This is a genomic window from Arthrobacter sp. SPG23 (genome assembly GCF_000876655.1).
Taxonomy (GTDB): domain Bacteria; phylum Actinomycetota; class Actinomycetes; order Actinomycetales; family Micrococcaceae; genus Arthrobacter.
On the sequence record NZ_JYCN01000018.1, the window covers coordinates 112016 to 130711 of the forward strand.

The following is an 18696-nucleotide window of genomic DNA, read 5'->3' on the forward strand; positions in this document are numbered from 1 at the left end:
CGTCTTTGTAGAAAAAGTCTCCGCAAAAGGCGGTTTGCGTTGGGCAGGAGGAACTTTTACAGACATAATGTCTATGTGACATCTGCGACCCATGCCCCCAGTACCCCGGCGCACCCGACGCTGAACCGCCCGAATATGGTTTCCGTAGGAACCGTTGTCTGGTTGTCCAGTGAGTTGATGTTCTTCGCCGGTCTCTTTGCCATGTACTTCACACTCCGTTCGACGTCCGGACAGATGTGGGCCGAAGAGACAGCCAAGCTCAACTTCCCCTTTGCGCTCGTAAACACGATCGTCCTCGTGGCAAGTTCCTTCACTTGCCAGATGGGCGTCTTCGCCGCTGAGCGGCTCCAGCCGCGCCGCGCCGGCGGCCCCCTTGCCTTTACGCGTTGGGGGATGAACGAATGGTTCACCCTCACGTTCATCATGGGTGCCTTCTTCGTTGCCGGCCAGGCAACCGAATACGCCATGCTCGTCTCGGAGCATGTGTCGCTCTCGTCGAACGCGTATGGCTCAGCCTTCTACATGACCACCGGCTTCCACGGCCTGCACGTCATCGGCGGCCTCATCGCCTTCCTCTTTATCATCGGCCGTTCGTTCGCCGCCAAGAAGTTTGGTCACTTCGAAGCTACGTCCGCGATTGTCACCTCGTACTACTGGCACTTCGTCGACGTCGTGTGGATCGGCCTCTTCCTGGTCATCTACGTCCTCAGGTAGCCCCGACTTGACTCTTTTTCTACAAGAGGCAGAATTTCAAGAAGCGGCTCCCGGAGCCGACGCAGGATCGAAAAAAGGAACCACCACGTGAAGGCACTCTCGCAGAAGCGACGTCACCCACTGGCAGCCATTGCGCTGCTGCTGATGGGCCTCCTCCTCACTGGTGGGCTGTACGCCGTTGCCACCACCGTCAACGAGGCCAAGGCTTCCACCACCAGCTTCAGTGCCAATGACACTGAAGAGGGCGGGAAGCTTTTCGCCGCCAACTGCGCAACATGCCACGGCATGGGTGCGAGCGGAACCAAGGACGGACCCTCACTTGTGGGCGTCGGTGCTGCCGCCGTTGACTTCCAGGTAGGCACGGGGCGCATGCCCATGCAGATGAATGGCCCGCAGGCCTACAAAAAGCCCGCACAGTTCAACGACGAACAGACCCACCAGCTGTCCGCTTACGTCGCTTCGCTCGGGCCCGGCCCGTCCATCCCCGAAGAAGGCCTCCTGGACGCGCAGGGCAATGCTGCCGAAGGTGGCGAGCTCTTCCGCGTCAACTGCGCCATGTGCCACAACGCAGCGGCCGCCGGCGGTGCGCTCACCCGCGGCAAGTTCGCTCCGGCCCTCGCAGACGTCTCCGAGAAGCACATCTACGAGGCCATGGTCACCGGACCGCAGAACATGCCGGTCTTCAACGATGCCAACGTCTCCCCCGAAGGCAAGCGTGACATCATCACCTTCCTCAAGCAGATCGAAGCTAACGGTTCACCCGGCGGAGCCGATCTCGGCGCACTGGGCCCGGTTTCTGAAGGTTTGTTTGTCTGGATCGCCGGCCTGGGCGTCATCATCGCCTTCACCATCTGGCTGACGTCCCGGACGTCCTAGCGCGTCCGCAACTGTAAGAACTCCTGCTGACAAGTCAGCAGTATGGAATTGAAAACTAACCCGGCACAGGCCGGGACGAGAGAAGGATGAGGCGAATTATGGGCAACCATAGTGACGGCAGTCCGAACCACTCGGGCACCGTAGCTACGGCTGGTCAGAATGAGGTGGAGAAGTTCCAGGATCCTGGAATTCCCCCGCATCGTTTGCGCCTGGCTGACACGGACCCGAAGGCCGCAAAGCGTGCAGAACGGCAGGTTGCCATTCTCTTCGGCAGCTCGGTCGTGGGCACCGTGATCTTCCTGGTGGCGTACTTCGCCATCGATCTTGGACCCGACTCCACGATCGCCACCATCCGGCTGCAGAATGCCCTGCTGGGCATCGGCACCGCCTTTGCCATGCTCGGCATCGGCACCGGCATCGTCCACTGGGCCAAGGCCCTCATGCCGGACCACGAAGTCTCCGAAGAACGCCATGCCATCCGCACCGAGGAGGACCGCCAGGCGGCAGTCCGCATCGTTGATGACATTGTCGAAGAAACGGGCATCAAGCGCCGGCCGCTGATCCGCAACACCCTCCTCGGCGCCGTAGCGCTGGCTCCGTTGCCTGCACTGGCCGTCTTCGGTGACCTTGGTCCCCGCCCGGACGACAAGCTGGCACACACCATGTGGGCCCCGCAGGAAGGCAAGCTCAAGCGCCTCACCCGGGACCCCGATGGCACGCCCATCAAGGCCTCTGACGTCACCATCGGCTCTGCTTTCCACGTGATTCCGGAAGGCCTGAACGAACTGCATGAAGGCAAGCTGAACGAAAAAGCCAAGGCTGTCGTCCTGCTCATGCGCCTTAACCCCGAGTCCCTCAAGCCCTCCGCGGGCCGCGAGGACTGGAGCTACAACGGCATTGTTGCCTACTCGAAGATCTGCACCCACGTTGGTTGCCCTGTTGCCCTGTACGAGCAGCAGACCCACCACCTGCTGTGCCCGTGCCACCAGTCAACCTTTGACCTGACCCAGGAATGCAAGGTTATCTTTGGCCCGGCCAGCCGGCCTCTCCCCCAGCTGCCCATCGCAGTTGACGCCGAGGGCTACCTGGTCGCTACGAGCGACTTCAAAGAACCCGTAGGACCGAGTTACTGGGAGCGTGATGAGCATGAGCGCAACATCAACAGCTAATGCCCCCGCCTTCGTCGCCAAAACCAAGGGCGGCCGCATTACCGACTTTGTTGACCAGCGCGTTGGCGGTTCGGGAATTCTCCGCGAATTCGGCCGGAAGGTCTTCCCGGACCACTGGTCGTTCATGTTCGGCGAAGTTGCCCTGTACTCCTTCGTCATCCTGCTGCTCTCGGGCACCTTCCTGACGTTCTTCTTCGATCCCTCCATGGCGGAGACGCACTACGACGGCTCCTACACGCCGCTGAAGAACGTCGAAATGTCCGTCGCATACAGCTCTTCGCTGGATATCTCCTTCGACGTCCGCGGCGGCCTCTTCATGCGTCAGGTGCACCACTGGGCCGCACTGCTGTTTGTGGCTTCCGTTTCCGTGCACATGCTGCGCGTGTTCTTCACCGGCGCGTTCCGCAAGCCCCGCGAACTGAACTGGGTGGTGGGCGGCGTCCTGCTCATCCTCTCCATGGCGGCAGGCTTCACCGGCTACTCGCTCCCCGATGACCTGCTCTCCGGCAACGGCCTGCGCATCATCGACGGCGTTATCAAGTCGATTCCGGTGATCGGCACCTACATCTCGTTCTTCCTCTTCGGCGGCGAGTTCCCGGGTACGGTCATCATCAGCCGGCTCTACATGCTGCACATCCTCCTGGTACCGGCACTGATCCTGCTGATGATCGTGATCCACCTCTTCATGGTGGTTGTTCACAAGCACACCCAGTACCCGGGCCCGGGCCGCAACGACGGCAACGTCGTCGGCTACCCCCTTGGCCCGGTATACGCGGCCAAGGCCGGCGGCTTCTTCTTCATCGTGTTCGGTGTAATCGCCCTCATGGCGGCGTTCTTCACCATCAACCCGATCTGGAACTACGGCCCCTACGACCCCTCCCCGGTTTCCGCAGGCACGCAGCCTGACTGGTACATCGGCTGGGTTGACGGCGCCCTGCGCCTCATGCCCGGTGTTATCGGCGACTTCCACTTCGAGTACGTCATCTTCGGCCAGGTGCTGACCCTGAACGTGCTGCTCCCGGCCTTGGTGCCTGCCGGCCTCGTTTTCACGATCCTCTTCATGTACCCGTGGATCGAACGCTGGATCACCAAGGACGACCGCGAGCACCACGTCCTGGACCGCCCGCGCAACGCTCCCACCCGGACCGCGATCGGCATGGCCGGCTTCACGTTCTACTGTGTGATGTGGGCCGCTGCGAGCTCGGACCTCATTGCAACGCACTTCCACGTTGCCCTGAACGATGTCACCTACTGGCTGCGCGCACTGTTCTTCATCGGCCCGGTCATCGCTTTCATCGTGACCAAGCGCGTCGCCCTGGCTCTTCAGCGCAAGGACCGCGAAATCGCCCTGCACGGCCGCGAAACCGGCCGTATCGTCCGCTTGCCGCATGGTGAGTTCATCGAGGTCCACGCCCCGCTGGACGACTACAAGCGCTACAAGCTGGTGGGCTTTGAGTCACCGGTGCCCCTGCCTGCGGTTCCGAACGAACACGGCGTAGTTACCCGCAAGGAAAAGCGCCGCGCGGCGCTCTCGCGCTGGTTCTTCGAGGACAGGGTTGCTCCTGCCTCGCCGGCTGAGCTCGAGGCTGCCCACGGGCACCACGGCCAGCACGAAGCGGTCGAGTCGGCCGAGGGACAGAAAACCCTCAGCCACTAGCTAACGGTTTGACAGCACCACAGAAGAGGCCCGGTCCGAATGGACCGGGCCTCTTCTGCATCCCCTATGGATTCCGGTAGCCGGAGGCGTAGTTGCGCGTAGGACGGACGCCGGGTCGCTGCAGCGGAACCCACAGCTTGTAGCGGTCTGCACGGTAGTAGGAAACGGAGTAGTCCACCATCGAGCGTGCGACAAAGGCGTGCCTCTGGATCTTGAGCAAAGGCGAACCGACCTCAACGTTGAGCAGCCTCGCTGTGGACGGCGACGCTGCCGTGGCCTCGATCATGTCCTCCCCCCACTCCATGACCAGGCCAAAGCGCTCGCTCAGCACGTTGTACAGCGAGGTGGGGGGTTCGCCGTCGAGCAGGCCAGGCACCCGGTGCGCGGGAATGAAGTTCTCATCCACGCTCATGGGTTCATTGTCAGCCAGCAGGAGGCGCCTGAAGCGAACCAGGGGGGTTCCCTCGTCCAGCTGGAGCTCCCGGGCCAGGAACGCGCTCGCACCGATCTGTTCGAAGCTGAGGACCTTGGCCGCAGGTACCATGCCCCGGCGCTGCATTTCCTCACTGTAAGACGTCAGCTTTACCTGCAAATCGAGTTTGGGTTTCCGGACGAAAGTCCCCAGACCCACTACCCGTTCAATGACTTCCTCGCCCACCAGGGCGTCAATGGCTTGCCGGACCGTCATGCGGGCCAGGCCGAATCTCTCGGCAAGGTCACGTTCCGAGGGCAGCGAAGACCCGGGAGGGCAGGAAGCCGTGATGTGCGTGCGGAGGAGCTCCCGCAGCTGGACGTAGATGGGCGTCCCGCTGTCACGGTCGATCTCCCCTACCATTCTGCTCGCGTCAGACGCCGCCATGGCCACGTTCCAGATCTAGATTCATGCTTTAAGGGTAGAGCAACAACGAGGCAGGTCTAGACCACCCGTATCGCGGTTTCAGCCACCGGACACCCCGGCACTACGCTTGTTCAGGAATGCAGTCGTGACGGCCGAGTCCCGTCGGAACAAAGGAGTCCTGTTGCCAGTGCGCAAGGCAATCGTTCAATCACCCATAGGCCTGCACGCGCGGCCGGCCGCTGTCTTTGTGCGGGCCGTGACGGAGTCCGGCCTGCCGGTCAGGATCGGCAAGGCGGGAATCGCGCCGGTCGACGCACGGTCCTTACTCGAGGTCATGACTGCCGACTTCTACTGTGGCTGCGAAGTGGAACTCTCGGTTGATCCGGAGGCCCTTCCCGCCCGCCACAGCGTTGAATCCGCAGAAGCGGCACTGGAAGGCCTGACCCTTTTGCTTGAGGCTGGAGCGGCCGCCTGACGGCTCCCAGGCGCCGACCGGCCACTCAGCGTCCGCTCGTGGAAGGACGCGGTCCCGGCTTTTTTGATTGAATGACAAAACCACGGCGGGCCCCACCATTTGGTGGGGCCCGCCGTCGTTGATTTTGCTGCTAGTGCGCGTGGTCGCCGCGGCTGTATTCGTAGACCCAGCCGACCAGGGCGATGACGGCCAGTCCGCCGGCGATGAACGTGACCCAGAATCCTACGGCCAGGCCGAGGAATCCGCCTGCGCAAGACAGGCCCAGGACCAGGGGCCACCAGCTCCAGGGGCTGAAGTGGCCCTGTTCACCGGAACCCTCGTGGATCTCGGCGTCGTTACGGTCCTCGGGACGCATGCCCACGCGCTTGGCGGTGAACCCGAGGTACGCGCCGATCATGCCGGCGAGTCCGCCCACGAGCAGGACACCGAGGATACCGACCCATTCAGTCCAGTTGGTCAGGAATCCGTAAACCACGGAGACCGGTACGAAGAAGAAGACTCCGGCTCCAAAAATCCATGATTCGATCTTCACTTGGCGGTGTCCTTCTGATCTGCGTTGCCGAGCACGGACGCTGCCGGTGCCGGTGACTCAACGGTGTGCGACTGTGCGAGTTCCGGGTGGTGGAGGTCCAGGGCCGGACGCTCCGAACGGATACGGGGCAGCGACGTGAAGTTGTGCCGCGGCGGCGGGCAGGATGTGGCCCACTCGAGCGAAGCGCCGAAGCCCCAGGGATCGTCCACCTCAACCTTTTCGTTGCTGCGCCAGGTGATGTAAACGTTCCAGAAGAACGGGATCAGCGAAGCGCCCAGCACGAACGAGGAGATCGTGGAGAACTGGTTCATCCAGGTGAAGTTGTCCTGCGGCATGTAGTCCGCGTAACGGCGGGGCATGCCTTCAACACCCAGCCAGTGCTGGATCAGGAAGGTTCCGTGGAAACCGAGGAACAGGAGCCAGAAGTGGATCTTGCCCAGGCGCTCGTTGAGCATCTTGCCCGTCCACTTCGGCCACCAGAAGTAGAAGCCGGCGAACATTGCGAACACCACGGTGCCGAACACCACGTAGTGGAAGTGCGCCACCACGAAGTAGGAATCCGAGACGTGGAAGTCAAGCGGCGGCGAGGCCAGGATGATGCCCGTCAGACCACCGAACAGGAACGTGGCCAGGAAGCCGATGCTCCAGAGCATGGGCGTTTCGAAGGTGATGGAACCCCGCCACATGGTGCCAATCCAGTTGAAGAACTTCACGCCGGTAGGTACGGCGATCAGCATCGTCATGAAGGAGAAGAACGGCAGCAGCACCGATCCGGTGACGTACATGTGGTGTGCCCACACGGTGACGGACAGAGCCGCGATGGCAATCGTCGCGTACACGAGGCCCTTGTAGCCGAAGATCGGCTTGCGGCTGAAGACCGGGAAGATTTCCGAGACAATGCCGAAGAACGGCAGCGCGATGATGTACACCTCGGGGTGGCCAAAGAACCAGAACAGGTGCTGCCAGAGGACGGCGCCGCCGTTCTCGGGATCAAAGATGTGTGCACCGAAGCGGCGGTCGGCGCCGAGGGCGAACAGGGCTGCTGCCAGCGGCGGGAAGGCCATCAGGACCAGGATCGCCGTCACCAGGGTGTTCCAGGTGAAGATCGGCATGCGCCACATGGTCATGCCCGGGGCGCGCATGCAGATGATGGTGGTGATGAAGTTGACCGCACCGAGGATGGTGCCGAAGCCGGAGAGCGCAAGGCCGAAGACCCAGAGGTCACCGCCAACGCCGGGGCTGAAGGTGGTGTTGGACAGCGGCGCGTAAGCGAACCAGCCAAACGACGCCGCACCCTGCGGGGTGATGAAGCCGGAGACGGCGATCGTGGAGCCGAAGAGGAAGAACCAGAAGGCCAGTGCGTTCAGGCGCGGGAAGGCGACGTCGGGTGCACCGATCTGCAGCGGCATGATGACGTTCGCAAAGCCCGCGAACAGCGGGGTTGCAAACATCAGCAGCATGACGGTGCCGTGCATGGTGAACAGCTGGTTGTACTGCTCTTTGGTCTGCAGGATCTGCATGCCGGGTTCGAACAGCTCGGCGCGGATCAGCAGCGCCATGACGCCGCCGAAGCAGAAGAACACGAAGGACGCGATCAGGTACATGTACCCGATGGTCTTGTGGTCGGTCGAGGTGATCCAGTTGACGACGATGCGTCCCTTGGACTTCGGGACAACGGGCGCCCCAAGGGCCCCGGCAGGTGCGGATTGAGTGTATGTAGCCACGTCGCTCCCCTTACTTAATTTCGTTCAGGTTCGGGTTGCGGTCGTACTCTTCGCCGAGCAGGCCGGTGTTGCCGTCCTGGCGCAGCTGGTCCATGTGCGCCTGGAACTCCGTTTCGGAGACAACCTTTACGCGGAACAGCATTTCGGAATGGTATTCGCCGCAGAGTTCGGCACATTTGCCGTCGTAGGTGCCCTCTTTGGTGGGGGTAAACCTGATGTAGTTCGTCTTGCCCGGGATCATGTCGCGCTTCTGCAGGAAGGCCGGGACCCAGAAAGAGTGGATGACGTCGCGCGAGTTGAGCTCCAGGTCAACGGACTTGTTGACGGGGAGGTACAGGGTGGGCAGCTTTTCCTTGTCCACTTCGGCACCCGTAAGGTGCGCCTGGACTCCGGCTTCGTGGACGTCGGCGTTGATGACGTCGCCCTGCTTGTAGTTGAAGTCCCATGCCCACTGCTTGCCACGGACGTCAACGACGACGTCGGCCGGCTCGGAGCGGTTGTCAATGGCCTGCTGGTCCCGGTCGGTGAAGTAGAAAAACACCAGCACCATGAACAGCGGGATGGTCAGGTAGAACACCTCAAGGGGGAGGTTGAAGCTGGTCTGCCGCGGGAATCCAACGGTGCCCTTGCGGCGGCGGTAGGCGACGATGCACCAGACCATGAGTCCCCAGGTAATGATGCCGACGACCAATGCGGCAATCCATGAGTTGACCCAGAGGTCCATGATGCGGTCAGTGTGATTGGTGGTGCCACGCTCGGTGGGCAACCAGCCTTTCTGTACCTCTGGTGAACATCCAGTCAAAGCCAACGCGCCGGCTAGTGCCAAGCCAGTGATCGTAGTGATCTGTTTGCGTCGGCTGCCGGTTCGGTTCTGCGAACTCACAGACGGCCCTTCCTACTTGTTGCTGTTGCCCGGGCCGAAGATGGCTCCCCGGGCACACTAAAAGTTTTACTACTCGATGTAGAGCTTACCGCTCCCCGGGGGTTTTCGCTCACATGTCGGCACCGTGCGTCGGCACCGGTTTAAACCGGTGCCGAAAGCAAGCTGTCATGAGGCAAAAGAGCCAGGTTAGTGGAAAGAATCTCCACAGGCGCAGGATCCGCCGGCGTTGGGGTTGTCAATGGTGAACCCCTGCTTCGAGATGGTGTCCTCAAAGTCGATGCTGGCGCCGCTGAGGTAAGGGACGCTCATCTTGTCGACAACAACCTCAACGCCGTCGTAGTCACGTACGGCGTCTCCGTCGAGCAGCCGCTCATCGAAGTAGAGCTGGTAGATCAAGCCGGAGCAACCGCCCGGCTGGACAGCAACGCGCAGGCGAAGGTCGGTGCGGCCTTCCTGCTCCAGCAGGCTGCGGACCTTGCCCGCAGCGACGTCGGTCAGCTTGACCTCGTGCGTGGGCAGCTCTTCGCTGGCGGTGCCGGTGGCTGCGGCGCTGTTTTCATTGGTTGTAGTGCTCATTGGCCTACCTTCTTACGACGGTGGTGGCGACTCGGCTTGCGCGTTGCCCGCCCCTACGGAAACGGTATGGGCTATAGCTACATGCTACGTCGATCCTGCGTGTAGCTCTAACTCCTGACGTAACCGTGGCCATACGCTGAATGTTCCCTGACGGCTCCGAAACAGAACCGCCAGGAAACCTTCACGCCAGCGTGCTTCCGGTGCTGGCGTCAGGCGAGACCCTCATGGTTGAGCCGTGCCAGCAGCAGGGCTTCGGCCACGACGGCGTTGCGAAAGTCCTCCAGGTGTAGCGACTCGTTGGCACTGTGGGCCCTGGAATCGGGATCCTCGACGCCGGTTACCAGGATCTGCACTTCGGGGTAGACCTCCGTGAGGTCCGCAATGAAGGGAATCGAACCCCCGATGCCCATTTCCACCGCGGGAACGCCCCACGCTTCCCCCAGCGCCCACATCGCCATGCCGGCGGCAGCGGAACCCGTGTCAGTCAGGAAGGAGCTGCCGCTCTCCCCCGGCGTGAATACCACCTTCGCGCCGAACGGCGCATTCGACTCGACGTGGTTCTGCACTGCGGCCATGGCGTCGGCCGGGTCCTGGCCCGGGGCCAGCCGCAGGCTGAACTTTGCCCGCGCCCGCGGCAGCAGGGTGTTGGAGGCCACGTCCACGGCGGGAGCATCGAAGCCGATGATCGACAGCGCCGGTTTGGTCCATAGCCGGGAGGCGATCGTTCCGCTGCCGGCGAGGCGGACGCCGTCCAAAACGGACGCGTCGGCTCGGTACTCCGCTTCCGTCAGGTCGACCGAGACGTCGTCCCGGCTGACCAGGCCCTTCACGGCGACGTTCCCTTCGTCGTCGTGCAGGGTGGCGATCAGGCGGGAGAGCAGGGTGGGTGCATCGAGGACGGCCCCGCCGAACATTCCGGAATGGACGGCGTGTTCCAGTACCTGCACCTCAATGGTTCCGTCCACTAGGCCGCGCAGGCTGGTGGTCAGGGCCGGTACGCCAACCTTCCAGTTGCTGGAATCCGCCACCACAATGACGTCGGCGCGCAGCAATTCGCGGTGGGTTTCCAGGAACGTGCGGAACGTGGGCGATCCGGCTTCCTCCTCGCCCTCAATGAAGAACGTCACGCCGAGTCCCAACTCATCGGCCAATACTTCGGTAACGGCGGCATAGGCGGCAATATGTGCCATGATGCCGGCTTTATCGTCGGCCGCACCCCGGCCGTACAGCCGGCCGTCGCGTTCGACAGCGGTAAACGGTTCGGTCTCCCACAGCGCCAGATCGCCGGTCGGCTGGACGTCGTGGTGGGCATACAGCAGAATGGTGGGCTTTCCCTCGGCGGCGGTTCGTCGCGCCACCACAGCGGGACCGCCCGGCGTGCTGTCCTCTTTGTTGCAGCGCAGGATCCGCACGTCGTCGATGCCTGCGGCCCGCACCAGTTCCGCCACAGCCTCCGCGCTGCGGTCCAGCGGGGCAGGATCGAAGCTGGGCCAGGCAATGCCCGGAAGCTTCACAAGGTCTGTCAGCTGCCCAACGGTGGTGTCAAAGGACGCGTGTACGGCCCGGCGCAGGGCATCGACGTCGATCCCGTCGATTCCTGCACTGATTTCTTGCGGGGTCCCCGCCGGTGATGAAGTCATGGCCAAAACCCTACCTGTGTCCGTAACCACAGGAAACACTCCGGAACCGCCGGCGGCCTCCCCCGGTTCCGTCGCTGCGGGGCCCGCGCGACACATGACTTTCCGCCTGCGCGTGCAAGGTATTCTTTAGGAGTGTTTGGACGTAAAAAGGAAGCGCCGTTGGCGCAGGACGTAGTTGACCAGCAGGCAGCCGAGGCGTTGGCCCGGCAGGACGCAGCCCTCGGCAAGGGTGCGCCCACGCCCAAGCGCAAAGCACAGGAAGCGGCGCGGAAGCGCCCCCTGGTGCCGGAGGACCGAAAGGCCTCCAAAGCAGCGGAGCGGGCAGCCGTGCAGGAGCAGCGGATCAAGATGCGCCAGGCACTGGACACGGGTGACGAAAAGTTCCTTCCCCTTCGGGACAAGGGTCCGCAGAAGCGCTATGCCCGCGATTACGTTGATGCCCGCTTCAGCCTCGGCGAGTACCTCATGTTCGGCGCCCTGCTGTTCGTGATTATCTCCCTGCTGGTTCCCTCCACCAGCGAATCAATGATCTATGTTTTGGGTGGCTTCTGGGTGATGTTCCTGGCCGTCTTCGTCGACGTGTTTATCCTGTCCCGGAAGCTCCGGAAGCGCCTCACGGAAAAGTTCGGCGAGGTGGAACGCGGCACTGTCTGGTACGGATCCATGCGTTCCCTCCAGTTCCGCCGTCTGCGCCTTCCCAAGCCGCTCGTCAAGCGCGGAGAGTTTCCCGCCTGATCCAGGCACGAAGAAGCCCCCGGCGGTCTCCCGACTGCCGGGGGCTTCTTCTTTCGACGGCGCTTATGGCCGGGGTTCCGCCTAGGCGTTGGCCCGGCGGCGGCTGGGGTGCTTGGCCAGCTGGCGGTTAATCCGAGCCGCCCAGAAGGGGCCCTCATACAGGAACGCCGTGTAGCCCTGCACCAGGGTGGCGCCGGCGTCGAGCCTTTCCTGGACATCTTTCGCCGTCTCCACGCCGCCGACGGAAACCAGTGTGAGGGTGGTGCCGGCTGCTTTCCTGAGGCGGCGCAGCACTTCCAGCGACCGTGCCTTCAGCGGGGCGCCGGACAGCCCGCCGGGCCCGCAGTCCCGGATTTTTTCGGGGTCGGAGGTGAGCCCCTCCCGGCCGATCGTGGTGTTGGTGGCGATAATACCGTCCAGCTTGAGGTCCAGGGCGAGCTGCGCGACGTCGTCGATGTCCTCGTCGCTAAGGTCCGGCGCGATCTTCACCAAGAGCGGGACGTGCCTTCCGGCGGACTTGTCCGCTTCCTCGCCCACTGCTTTGAGCAGCGGGCGGAGGGTTTCGACGTTCTGAAGCAGCCGGAGACCCGGCGTGTTGGGAGAGCTGACGTTGACCACGAGGTAATCGGCTGCGGGGGCCAGGTTCCGGGCGCTGATGAGATAGTCACCCACTGCGTCCTCGAGTTCCACCACCTTGCTCTTGCCGATGTTAACGCCGATCACCGGACGGACGCCAGGGTGGCGCCGCTGCAGGGCAGCCCGGGCGGACTTAAGCCGGGGCGCAACGGCGGTGGCGCCGTCGTTGTTGAATCCCATCCGGTTGATGACTGCCTTGTCCTCGACAAGGCGGAACAGTCGCGGCTTTTCGTTCCCGGGCTGGGCCTGCCCGGTGATGGTACCCACCTCCACGTGGCCGAACCCCAGCTCGGTCAGAGCTTCAATTCCGTGCCCTTCCTTGTCAAAGCCGGCAGCGAGCCCGAAGGGTGAAGGGAAAGTGATGCCGAAGGCAGTGGTCTGGAGCGACGGCGCCGGGGCCGTGAATTTCGCGAGCACCCTGCCCGCCCCTGAGCTGTGGGCCAGCCTGATGGCTCGAAACCCGATCTTGTGGGCGCGTTCGGCGTCCATCCATGAAAAGGCAAGGCGAAAGAAGGTGGGATATACGCGCATATATCCAGTTTTCCGCTTCAGGCTCCGCAGACCAAACCGGCGCGCATGCTGTCCCGCGGTGTGACGCGCTTGGGAGGCACCGAGGGTTTGTTCGCTGCTGAAGCAGCCGTTGTCTAGGCTAATCAAATGGAGTGGCACACAGATATCCTGGGGGACGATTTCGAAGCCTGTTCGTACCAGGCCACGGGCGCCGACGGCGTCGAGCGTACGGCTACCCTTGTGCGCCACGTGCCCCAAGGCGAAGCCCGCGGGACAGGCACCTCAGGACCCGCGCCCCTCCCCCGCCGGGCTGTCCTCTTCCTGCACGGCTGGAGCGATTATTTCTTCAACGTGGAGCTCGCCGAGTTCTGGACAGGTAAGGGATTTGAGTTCTTTGCCCTGGACATGCACAACCACGGGCGGAGCCTTCAGCCTGATACGCATGGCGGCTACGTGGCCGACCTCGACGACTACGACGCCGAAATCAGTAAGGCCATCGGGATCATCGGCTCCCTCTGGCCGGAACACGGCATCAAGCCCTCCCTGACCCTGATGGGCCACTCAACGGGAGGCCTGATCGCCGCCCTGTGGGTCAGCCGGCATCCTGGCGTGGCTTCCCAGTTGGTCCTGAACAGCCCGTGGCTGGAAATGCACGGCAGTTCACTGGTCCGGCGCGCCGCCAGGTCCATGGTGGGGCCGCTGGCACGATACCGGCCGGAGGCCGTGCTGCGGCTGCCGGAGCGCGGCTTCTATTGGCGAAGCATCAGCAGCGAGGCCGAGGGTGAATGGACCCTGGACAACAAGTACCGGCCGCCCCTCGCGTTCCCCGTGCGGGCCGGCTGGCTTAGTGCGGTCCTGGCCGGGCATTCCCGGGTGGCCCGCGGGCTGCGGATCGACGTCCCCATCCTGGTCCTCCTGTCCGGGGCCAGCGAGAACGGCATGTTCTGGACGGAGGCCATGCGACGGACGGACGCCGTGCTCGATGTGAATACCATTGCTATCCGGGCCATGGCCCTTGGCCGGACGGTCACCCTGGAACGGATCGACGGCGCCCTCCACGACGTCTTCCTGTCTCCGCCGCATGTCCGGGCGGATGCGTACGCCCGGCTGAACCGCTGGATCCGGGGCTACGTCCTCGACGACGGCGGCGAGGAGTGAAAGCGGCGGCGCCGGAGGCATCTCCGTGGCAGCCCGATCAGCTCGGGGACGGATTCGAGTCCTTGGAGCTGCCCCTGCCCGACGACGACGAAGGCGCGGTGTGTGCCACGCTGGTCCGGTACCTGCCGGCGGGTCCGCCTGATTTCCTTGCGGGGCTGCGCAGCACGGTCTTCCGGCCGTTGGCGTGGCCGGCCGGGGACGCCCGGGCGCAGAACGGTTTTGTACGCCCTGGAGCAGTCCTGTACCTTCACGGCTGGGCGGACTACTTCCTGCAATCCGAATTGGCCAGGTACGTTGGCGCGCGCGGCTTGCACTTCTACGCGCTGGACCTTCGCAAGTATGGCCGCAGCCTGCGGACCTGGCAGACGCCCGGCTACACCACTGACCTGGAAGTCTACGACGCGGACATTGCCGCCGCGCTCGCCATGATCAGGACGGATGTGGCAGCGCGCACCGGCGTGGATCCGGAACCCGCTGTCCACATGCTGGCACATTCACTGGGCGGCCTGATCGGGGCGCTGTGGGCCGACCGCCACCCGGGCGCGCTCGAAACGCTGGTCCTCAACGCACCATGGTTGGAGCTTCAGGGCAGCAGCCTGATCCGGAACATCGCCATGCACCTCGTCGAACCCATTGCGCGCGCGGATCCGCGACGGCCGTTCCATTTTCCGGAAATGCCCGGCTATTGGGAGAGCGTCAGCGACCAGGCCCACGGCGAGTGGTTCCTGGATCCGCAGTGGCGCCCGACGGCGTCGTTCCCGATCCGTGCCGGATGGACCCGGGCGGTCCTTGCCGGACATGCGGCCGTGGAACGGCGCCTGGACATCGCGGCTCCCGTCCTGGTGATGCTCTCGGACCGAACCAAAATCCAGGCCGAGTGGTCCGAGGAGTTGATGAGCGCGGACGCCGTGATCGACGTGGAGCAGACAGCGCACCGGGCGCTGGGCCTGGGACGCCGGACAGCCGTCTTCCGCTACCCCGGGGCGATCCACGATGTGTTCCTCTCACGCCGGGAGGTCCGCCAGGAAGCGTACCGTGACCTGGTCGCCTGGCTGCATTCGCATCCGGGCTGACCGGTGGTCAGGGCTGCCCGGACTCCGCGGGTTGCGGTTCCTCGGGGCGGCGGTCCGGCCGGGCCGCATCCACGGCGCCGCCGTACCTGCGGTCCCGCCGGGCATAGATTTCGACGGCGTCCCACAGGGTGCGGCGGTCCACGTCGGGCCACAGCGTGTCCATGAAGACGAACTCCGCGTAGGCCGACTGCCACAGCATGAAGTTGGAGAGCCGCTGCTCACCGGAGCTTCGGAGAAAGAGGTCGACGTCGGGAAGGTCCGGTTCGTCCAGGTACTTCTGGATGGTCCGTTCAGTGATGGCACCAGGCTTCAGCCGGCCGGCCGCGACGTCTTCGGCGATGGCCGAGACCGCATCCGCGATTTCCGCACGGCCGCCGTAATTAACACACATGGTCAACGTGCAGGTGCTGTTGCCCTGGGTGTATTCCTCCGCCTCTTCCAGTTCCCGGATCACCGATCCCCAGAGCCTGGGCCGGCGTCCCGACCAGCGGATCCGGACGCCCCACTCGTCCAACTGGTTCCGCTGGCGTCTTAGCACGTCCTTGTTAAATCCCATCAGGAAGCGGACTTCCTCCGGGGAACGCCGCCAGTTCTCCGTGGAAAAGGCGTACACCGTGACGTACTTGATGCCGAGTTCAATGGCTCCCGCGACGACGTCCAGCAGCGCAGGCTCCCCCGCCTTGTGGCCCTCGATCCGCGGCAGCCCGCGCTGGTTCGCCCAGCGGCCGTTGCCGTCCATGACGATTGCCACGTGTTGCGGGATAAATTCCCCGGGAATCGATGGCGGCACGGCCCCGGAACTGTGCGGATACGGCGCCGTCACCGGTGCGGTCCGCTGCCGGACGGGAGTCTTTTTCTTTCCAAGGGCCACTGTCAGCTACGCTCCACATGTTTGAGTGATTTCAGCACCCGTTCAAGATGCCATTGCAGATAGGTGGCCACCAAACCGGCCGCCTCGCGCCGGTGCAGGGCCAGGGACGCATCCGCCGTCGTCCAGTCCCCCGTCAGCAGTGCACCCAGCAGGAACACTGTTTCCGCCGCGGGTGCGGGCGACCCAGGCGGACGGCAAGTGCTGCACACCATGCCGCCCAGCGGCGCCGAAAAGGCCGTATGCGGGCCGGGTGCGCCGCAGCGGGCGCACACCGTGAAGCTGGGAGCCCACCCGCCGGTAGCCAGGGCGCGCAAAAGGTATGAGTCGAGGATGAGCTCCGGGGTGTGTTCTCCCCGGCTCAGCGAGGCGAGGGCCCCCACCAGCAGGTTGTATTGCGCGGTGCCGGCCTCGCCGTCCACGTCCGTCAGCTTTTCGGCCGTCTCGGTCATGGCCGCCGCCACCGTGTAGCGGCCGTAGTCGGCCGCGATGCTGCCGCCGTAGGCTCCCTTGGCCACCGCCTGGGTGACGATGTCCAGTGTCCGTCCGGAAATCAGCTGCAGGTCCGCCACCATGAACGGTTCCAGGCGGGCGCCGAAGCGGCTGCTGGTGCGGCGCACTCCCTTGGCGACCGCCCGCACCTGGCCGTGGTGTTTTGTCAGGAGCGTGATGATCCGGTCTGCTTCACCCAGTTTGTGGGTGCGCAGCACCACGGCGTCGTCACGGTAGGCGCGGGCGGAGAAGGAGGATTGTTGGGCCACGGTTAATCTTCGCACTGACCTTCGGGAAAACGCGGCTGCTGCGCCTCCGGAGTGGTCCGGGGGCGCAGCAGGTCAGCGGTTCGAATGATTGGCCTAGGCCTGTGCGTCCCGGATGGCGCGGTTGACGGCCGAAATGACGGCCTTCAGCGAGGAGGTGGTGGTGTTGGAGTCAATGCCAACGCCCCACAGCACCCGTTCGCCGACTGCGCATTCAACATACGCCGCGGCACGGGCATTGCCGCCTTCAGAGAGCGCGTGCTCGCTGTAGTCCAGGACCCGTACGTCCACGCCGTCCTGGCCGAGGATCGCCAGGAGCGCGGCGATCGGGCCGTTGCCGGTGCCGGTGCGGCGGACCTGGGCGCCGTCGACGGTGACCGTGGCGTGCAAGGTCATGGCGCCGTCGTCGTCCGTTTCCGTGCTGAAGGACCCCAGCGAATAGCGTCCCCACTGGCCGTCCTCCTTGCTGGAGGGCAGGTACTCGTCCTGGAAGATCTGCCAGAGCTGGGCGCCGCTGACTTCGCCGCCCACGGTGTCGGTCCGCTTCTGGATGACGCCGGAGAATTCGATCTGGGCGCGGCGCGGCAGGTCCAGGCTGTGCTCGTTCTTCAGCAGGTAGGCCACGCCGCCCTTGCCGGACTGCGAGTTGACCCGGATGACAGCCTCGTAGCTGCGTCCCAGGTCCTTGGGGTCGACCGGCAGGTACGGAACCTGCCAGGTGTACTCGCCCACGTCCTTGCCGGCGGCCGCCGCGTCACGCTCGAGGGCTTCGAAGCCCTTCTTGATGGCATCCTGGTGCGAGCCGGAGAACGCGGTGAAGACGAGGTCGCCGCCGTAGGGGGAACGCTCGGCCACCGGCAGCTGGTTGCAGTACTCAACGGTGCGGCGGATGTCGTCGATATTGGAGAAATCGATCATGGGGTCGACGCCCTGGACGAACATGTTCAAGCCCAGCGTGACCAGGTCCACGTTGCCGGTCCGCTCACCGTTTCCGAACAGGCAGCCTTCAATGCGGTCCGCCCCGGCGAGGTAGCCGAGCTCGGCGGCGGCAACACCGGTGCCGCGGTCGTTGTGCGGGTGCAGCGAGAGGATGATTCCCTCGCGGGGGTGCAGGTGGCGGCTCATCCACTCGATGGAATCGGCATAGACGTTGGGGGTGGCCATTTCCACCGTAGCCGGCAGGTTGATGATGACCTGGCTGTCAGCCGAGGCCTCGAAGACGTCAGCCACGGCGTTGCAGACGCGGACGGCGTATTCGAGCTCCGTACCGGTAAACGATTCCGGTGAGTACTCGTAGGTGATGTGGGTGTCAGCCAGCGTTTCTTCGTACTTCTTGCACAGGCGGGCGCCCTGGAGGGCGATATCCAGGATGCCGTCCTCGTCCTGGTTGAACACGACGCGGCGCTGCAGGACCGACGTCGAGTTGTAGAGGTGGACGATGGCCTGCTTGGCGCCAACCAGGGACTCGTAGGTCCGCTCAATCAGGTGCTCGCGGGCCTGCGTCAGCACCTGGATGGTGACGTCGTCGGGGATGTGGTTGCCTTCAATCAGCTGACGGACGAAGTCGAAGTCAGTCTGCGAGGCGGAGGGGAAGCCCACCTCGATTTCCTTGTAACCCATGCGGACCAGCAGGTCGAACATTTTCATTTTGCGGGCCGGGCTCATGGGGTCGATCAGCGCTTGGTTGCCGTCCCTGAGGTCCACGGCACACCAGCGCGGGGCTTGGGTGATGACTTTGTCCGGCCAGGTCCGGTCAGGCAGTTCAACGGTGATCTGGTCCTGGAACGGCAGGTAGCGGTGAACGGGCATTCCGGAGGGCTTCTGTGCGTTTCGCATTACTATCGGGGCCTTTTCTGTGGTTCCTGTGTGAAAGG

At 63.9% G+C, this 18696-nt stretch carries 18 protein-coding genes; 8 read left to right on the forward strand and 10 right to left on the reverse strand.

The features are described from left to right. The first annotated feature begins 75 nt into the window (after window positions 1-75). The 4 genes from ctaE to qcrB all read left to right on the forward strand — a co-directional run bounded on the left by ctaE (window position 76) and on the right by qcrB (window position 4416). Window positions 76-714, forward strand: coding sequence for an aa3-type cytochrome oxidase subunit III (gene ctaE, locus TV39_RS11310; protein ID WP_011692053.1), 639 nt, complete (start codon window positions 76-78; stop codon window positions 712-714). A gap of 87 nt (window positions 715-801) precedes the next feature. Further along, window positions 802-1590 carry a cytochrome bc1 complex diheme cytochrome c subunit gene (gene qcrC, locus TV39_RS11315; RefSeq protein ID WP_043481688.1) on the forward strand — a complete coding sequence of 263 codons (789 nt, stop codon included), beginning with the start codon at window positions 802-804 and terminating at the stop codon, window positions 1588-1590. 98 nt (window positions 1591-1688) lie between these two features. Continuing rightward, window positions 1689-2759 (forward strand): cytochrome bc1 complex Rieske iron-sulfur subunit, encoded by a 1071-nt coding sequence (gene qcrA / locus TV39_RS11320; protein ID WP_043481691.1) that lies wholly within the window; start codon window positions 1689-1691, stop codon window positions 2757-2759. Further along, entirely contained in the window at window positions 2737-4416 is a 1680-nt protein-coding gene (gene qcrB, locus TV39_RS11325; protein ID WP_043481693.1) for a cytochrome bc1 complex cytochrome b subunit, read from the forward strand. Before qcrA ends, qcrB begins: the two co-directional genes overlap by 23 nt. Before the next feature lie 64 nt (window positions 4417-4480). Here qcrB and TV39_RS11330 read toward each other — a convergent pair whose 3' ends face one another. Then, complete coding sequence (locus TV39_RS11330; RefSeq protein ID WP_043481696.1) at window positions 4481-5275, reverse strand: GntR family transcriptional regulator; 795 nt, start codon at window positions 5273-5275, stop codon at window positions 4481-4483. 160 nt (window positions 5276-5435) lie between these two features. Here TV39_RS11330 and TV39_RS11335 point away from each other — a divergent pair, with 160 nt between their 5' ends. Further along, window positions 5436-5729 (forward strand): HPr family phosphocarrier protein, encoded by a 294-nt coding sequence (locus TV39_RS11335; RefSeq protein WP_200891002.1) that lies wholly within the window; start codon window positions 5436-5438, stop codon window positions 5727-5729. A 130-nt stretch (window positions 5730-5859) separates the two neighbouring features. Here TV39_RS11335 and TV39_RS11340 read toward each other — a convergent pair whose 3' ends face one another. The 5 genes from TV39_RS11340 to TV39_RS11360 all read right to left on the reverse strand — a co-directional run bounded on the left by TV39_RS11340 (window position 5860) and on the right by TV39_RS11360 (window position 11084). Further along, on the reverse strand, window positions 5860-6261 hold the full coding sequence (locus TV39_RS11340) for a cytochrome c oxidase subunit 4 (protein ID WP_043481700.1): 402 nt from the start codon (window positions 6259-6261) through the stop codon (window positions 5860-5862). After that, window positions 6258-7985, reverse strand: coding sequence for an aa3-type cytochrome oxidase subunit I (ctaD, locus tag TV39_RS11345; protein ID WP_043481702.1), 1728 nt, complete (start codon window positions 7983-7985; stop codon window positions 6258-6260). Before ctaD ends, TV39_RS11340 begins: the two co-directional genes overlap by 4 nt. A 10-nt stretch (window positions 7986-7995) precedes the next feature. Beyond that, entirely contained in the window at window positions 7996-8868 is an 873-nt protein-coding gene (gene ctaC, locus TV39_RS11350) for an aa3-type cytochrome oxidase subunit II (RefSeq protein WP_043481703.1), read from the reverse strand. A 186-nt stretch (window positions 8869-9054) separates the two neighbouring features. Continuing rightward, window positions 9055-9444 carry a HesB/IscA family protein gene (locus tag TV39_RS11355; RefSeq protein WP_011692062.1) on the reverse strand — a complete coding sequence of 130 codons (390 nt, stop codon included), beginning with the start codon at window positions 9442-9444 and terminating at the stop codon, window positions 9055-9057. 209 nt (window positions 9445-9653) lie between these two features. After that, entirely contained in the window at window positions 9654-11084 is a 1431-nt protein-coding gene (locus TV39_RS11360; RefSeq protein WP_043481706.1) for a dipeptidase, read from the reverse strand. Window positions 11085-11216: 132 nt separating this feature from the next. Here TV39_RS11360 and TV39_RS11365 point away from each other — a divergent pair, with 132 nt between their 5' ends. Beyond that, window positions 11217-11819 carry a DUF3043 domain-containing protein gene (locus TV39_RS11365; RefSeq protein ID WP_043481708.1) on the forward strand — a complete coding sequence of 201 codons (603 nt, stop codon included), beginning with the start codon at window positions 11217-11219 and terminating at the stop codon, window positions 11817-11819. An 81-nt stretch (window positions 11820-11900) separates the two neighbouring features. Here TV39_RS11365 and TV39_RS11370 read toward each other — a convergent pair whose 3' ends face one another. Then, window positions 11901-12986: a quinone-dependent dihydroorotate dehydrogenase gene (locus TV39_RS11370; RefSeq protein ID WP_043481710.1), complete on the reverse strand. Its 1086-nt coding sequence runs from the start codon at window positions 12984-12986 to the stop codon at window positions 11901-11903. Between the two features lie 126 nt (window positions 12987-13112). Between TV39_RS11370 and TV39_RS11375 the strand changes: the two genes are divergently transcribed. Further along, a complete protein-coding gene (locus TV39_RS11375; protein WP_043481712.1) occupies window positions 13113-14123 on the forward strand; it encodes an alpha/beta hydrolase in 1011 nt (336 codons plus the stop codon). Further along, entirely contained in the window at window positions 14120-15196 is a 1077-nt protein-coding gene (locus TV39_RS11380; protein WP_043481714.1) for an alpha/beta hydrolase, read from the forward strand. The genes TV39_RS11375 and TV39_RS11380 overlap by 4 nt, the downstream gene beginning before the upstream one ends. 7 nt (window positions 15197-15203) lie before the next feature. On the opposite strand, the gene TV39_RS11385 is transcribed toward TV39_RS11380, so the two are convergent. The 3 genes from TV39_RS11385 to leuA form a co-directional block, all read right to left on the reverse strand. Next, window positions 15204-16067, reverse strand: a complete 864-nt coding sequence (locus TV39_RS11385; protein WP_043481717.1) for an isoprenyl transferase — start codon at window positions 16065-16067, stop codon at window positions 15204-15206. Between the two features lie 2 nt (window positions 16068-16069). Beyond that, on the reverse strand, window positions 16070-16825 hold the full coding sequence (recO, locus tag TV39_RS11390; protein WP_043481719.1) for a DNA repair protein RecO: 756 nt from the start codon (window positions 16823-16825) through the stop codon (window positions 16070-16072). 93 nt (window positions 16826-16918) lie between these two features. After that, a complete protein-coding gene (gene leuA, locus TV39_RS11395) occupies window positions 16919-18658 on the reverse strand; it encodes a 2-isopropylmalate synthase (RefSeq protein WP_043481720.1) in 1740 nt (579 codons plus the stop codon). Window positions 18659-18696 lie beyond the last annotated feature (38 nt).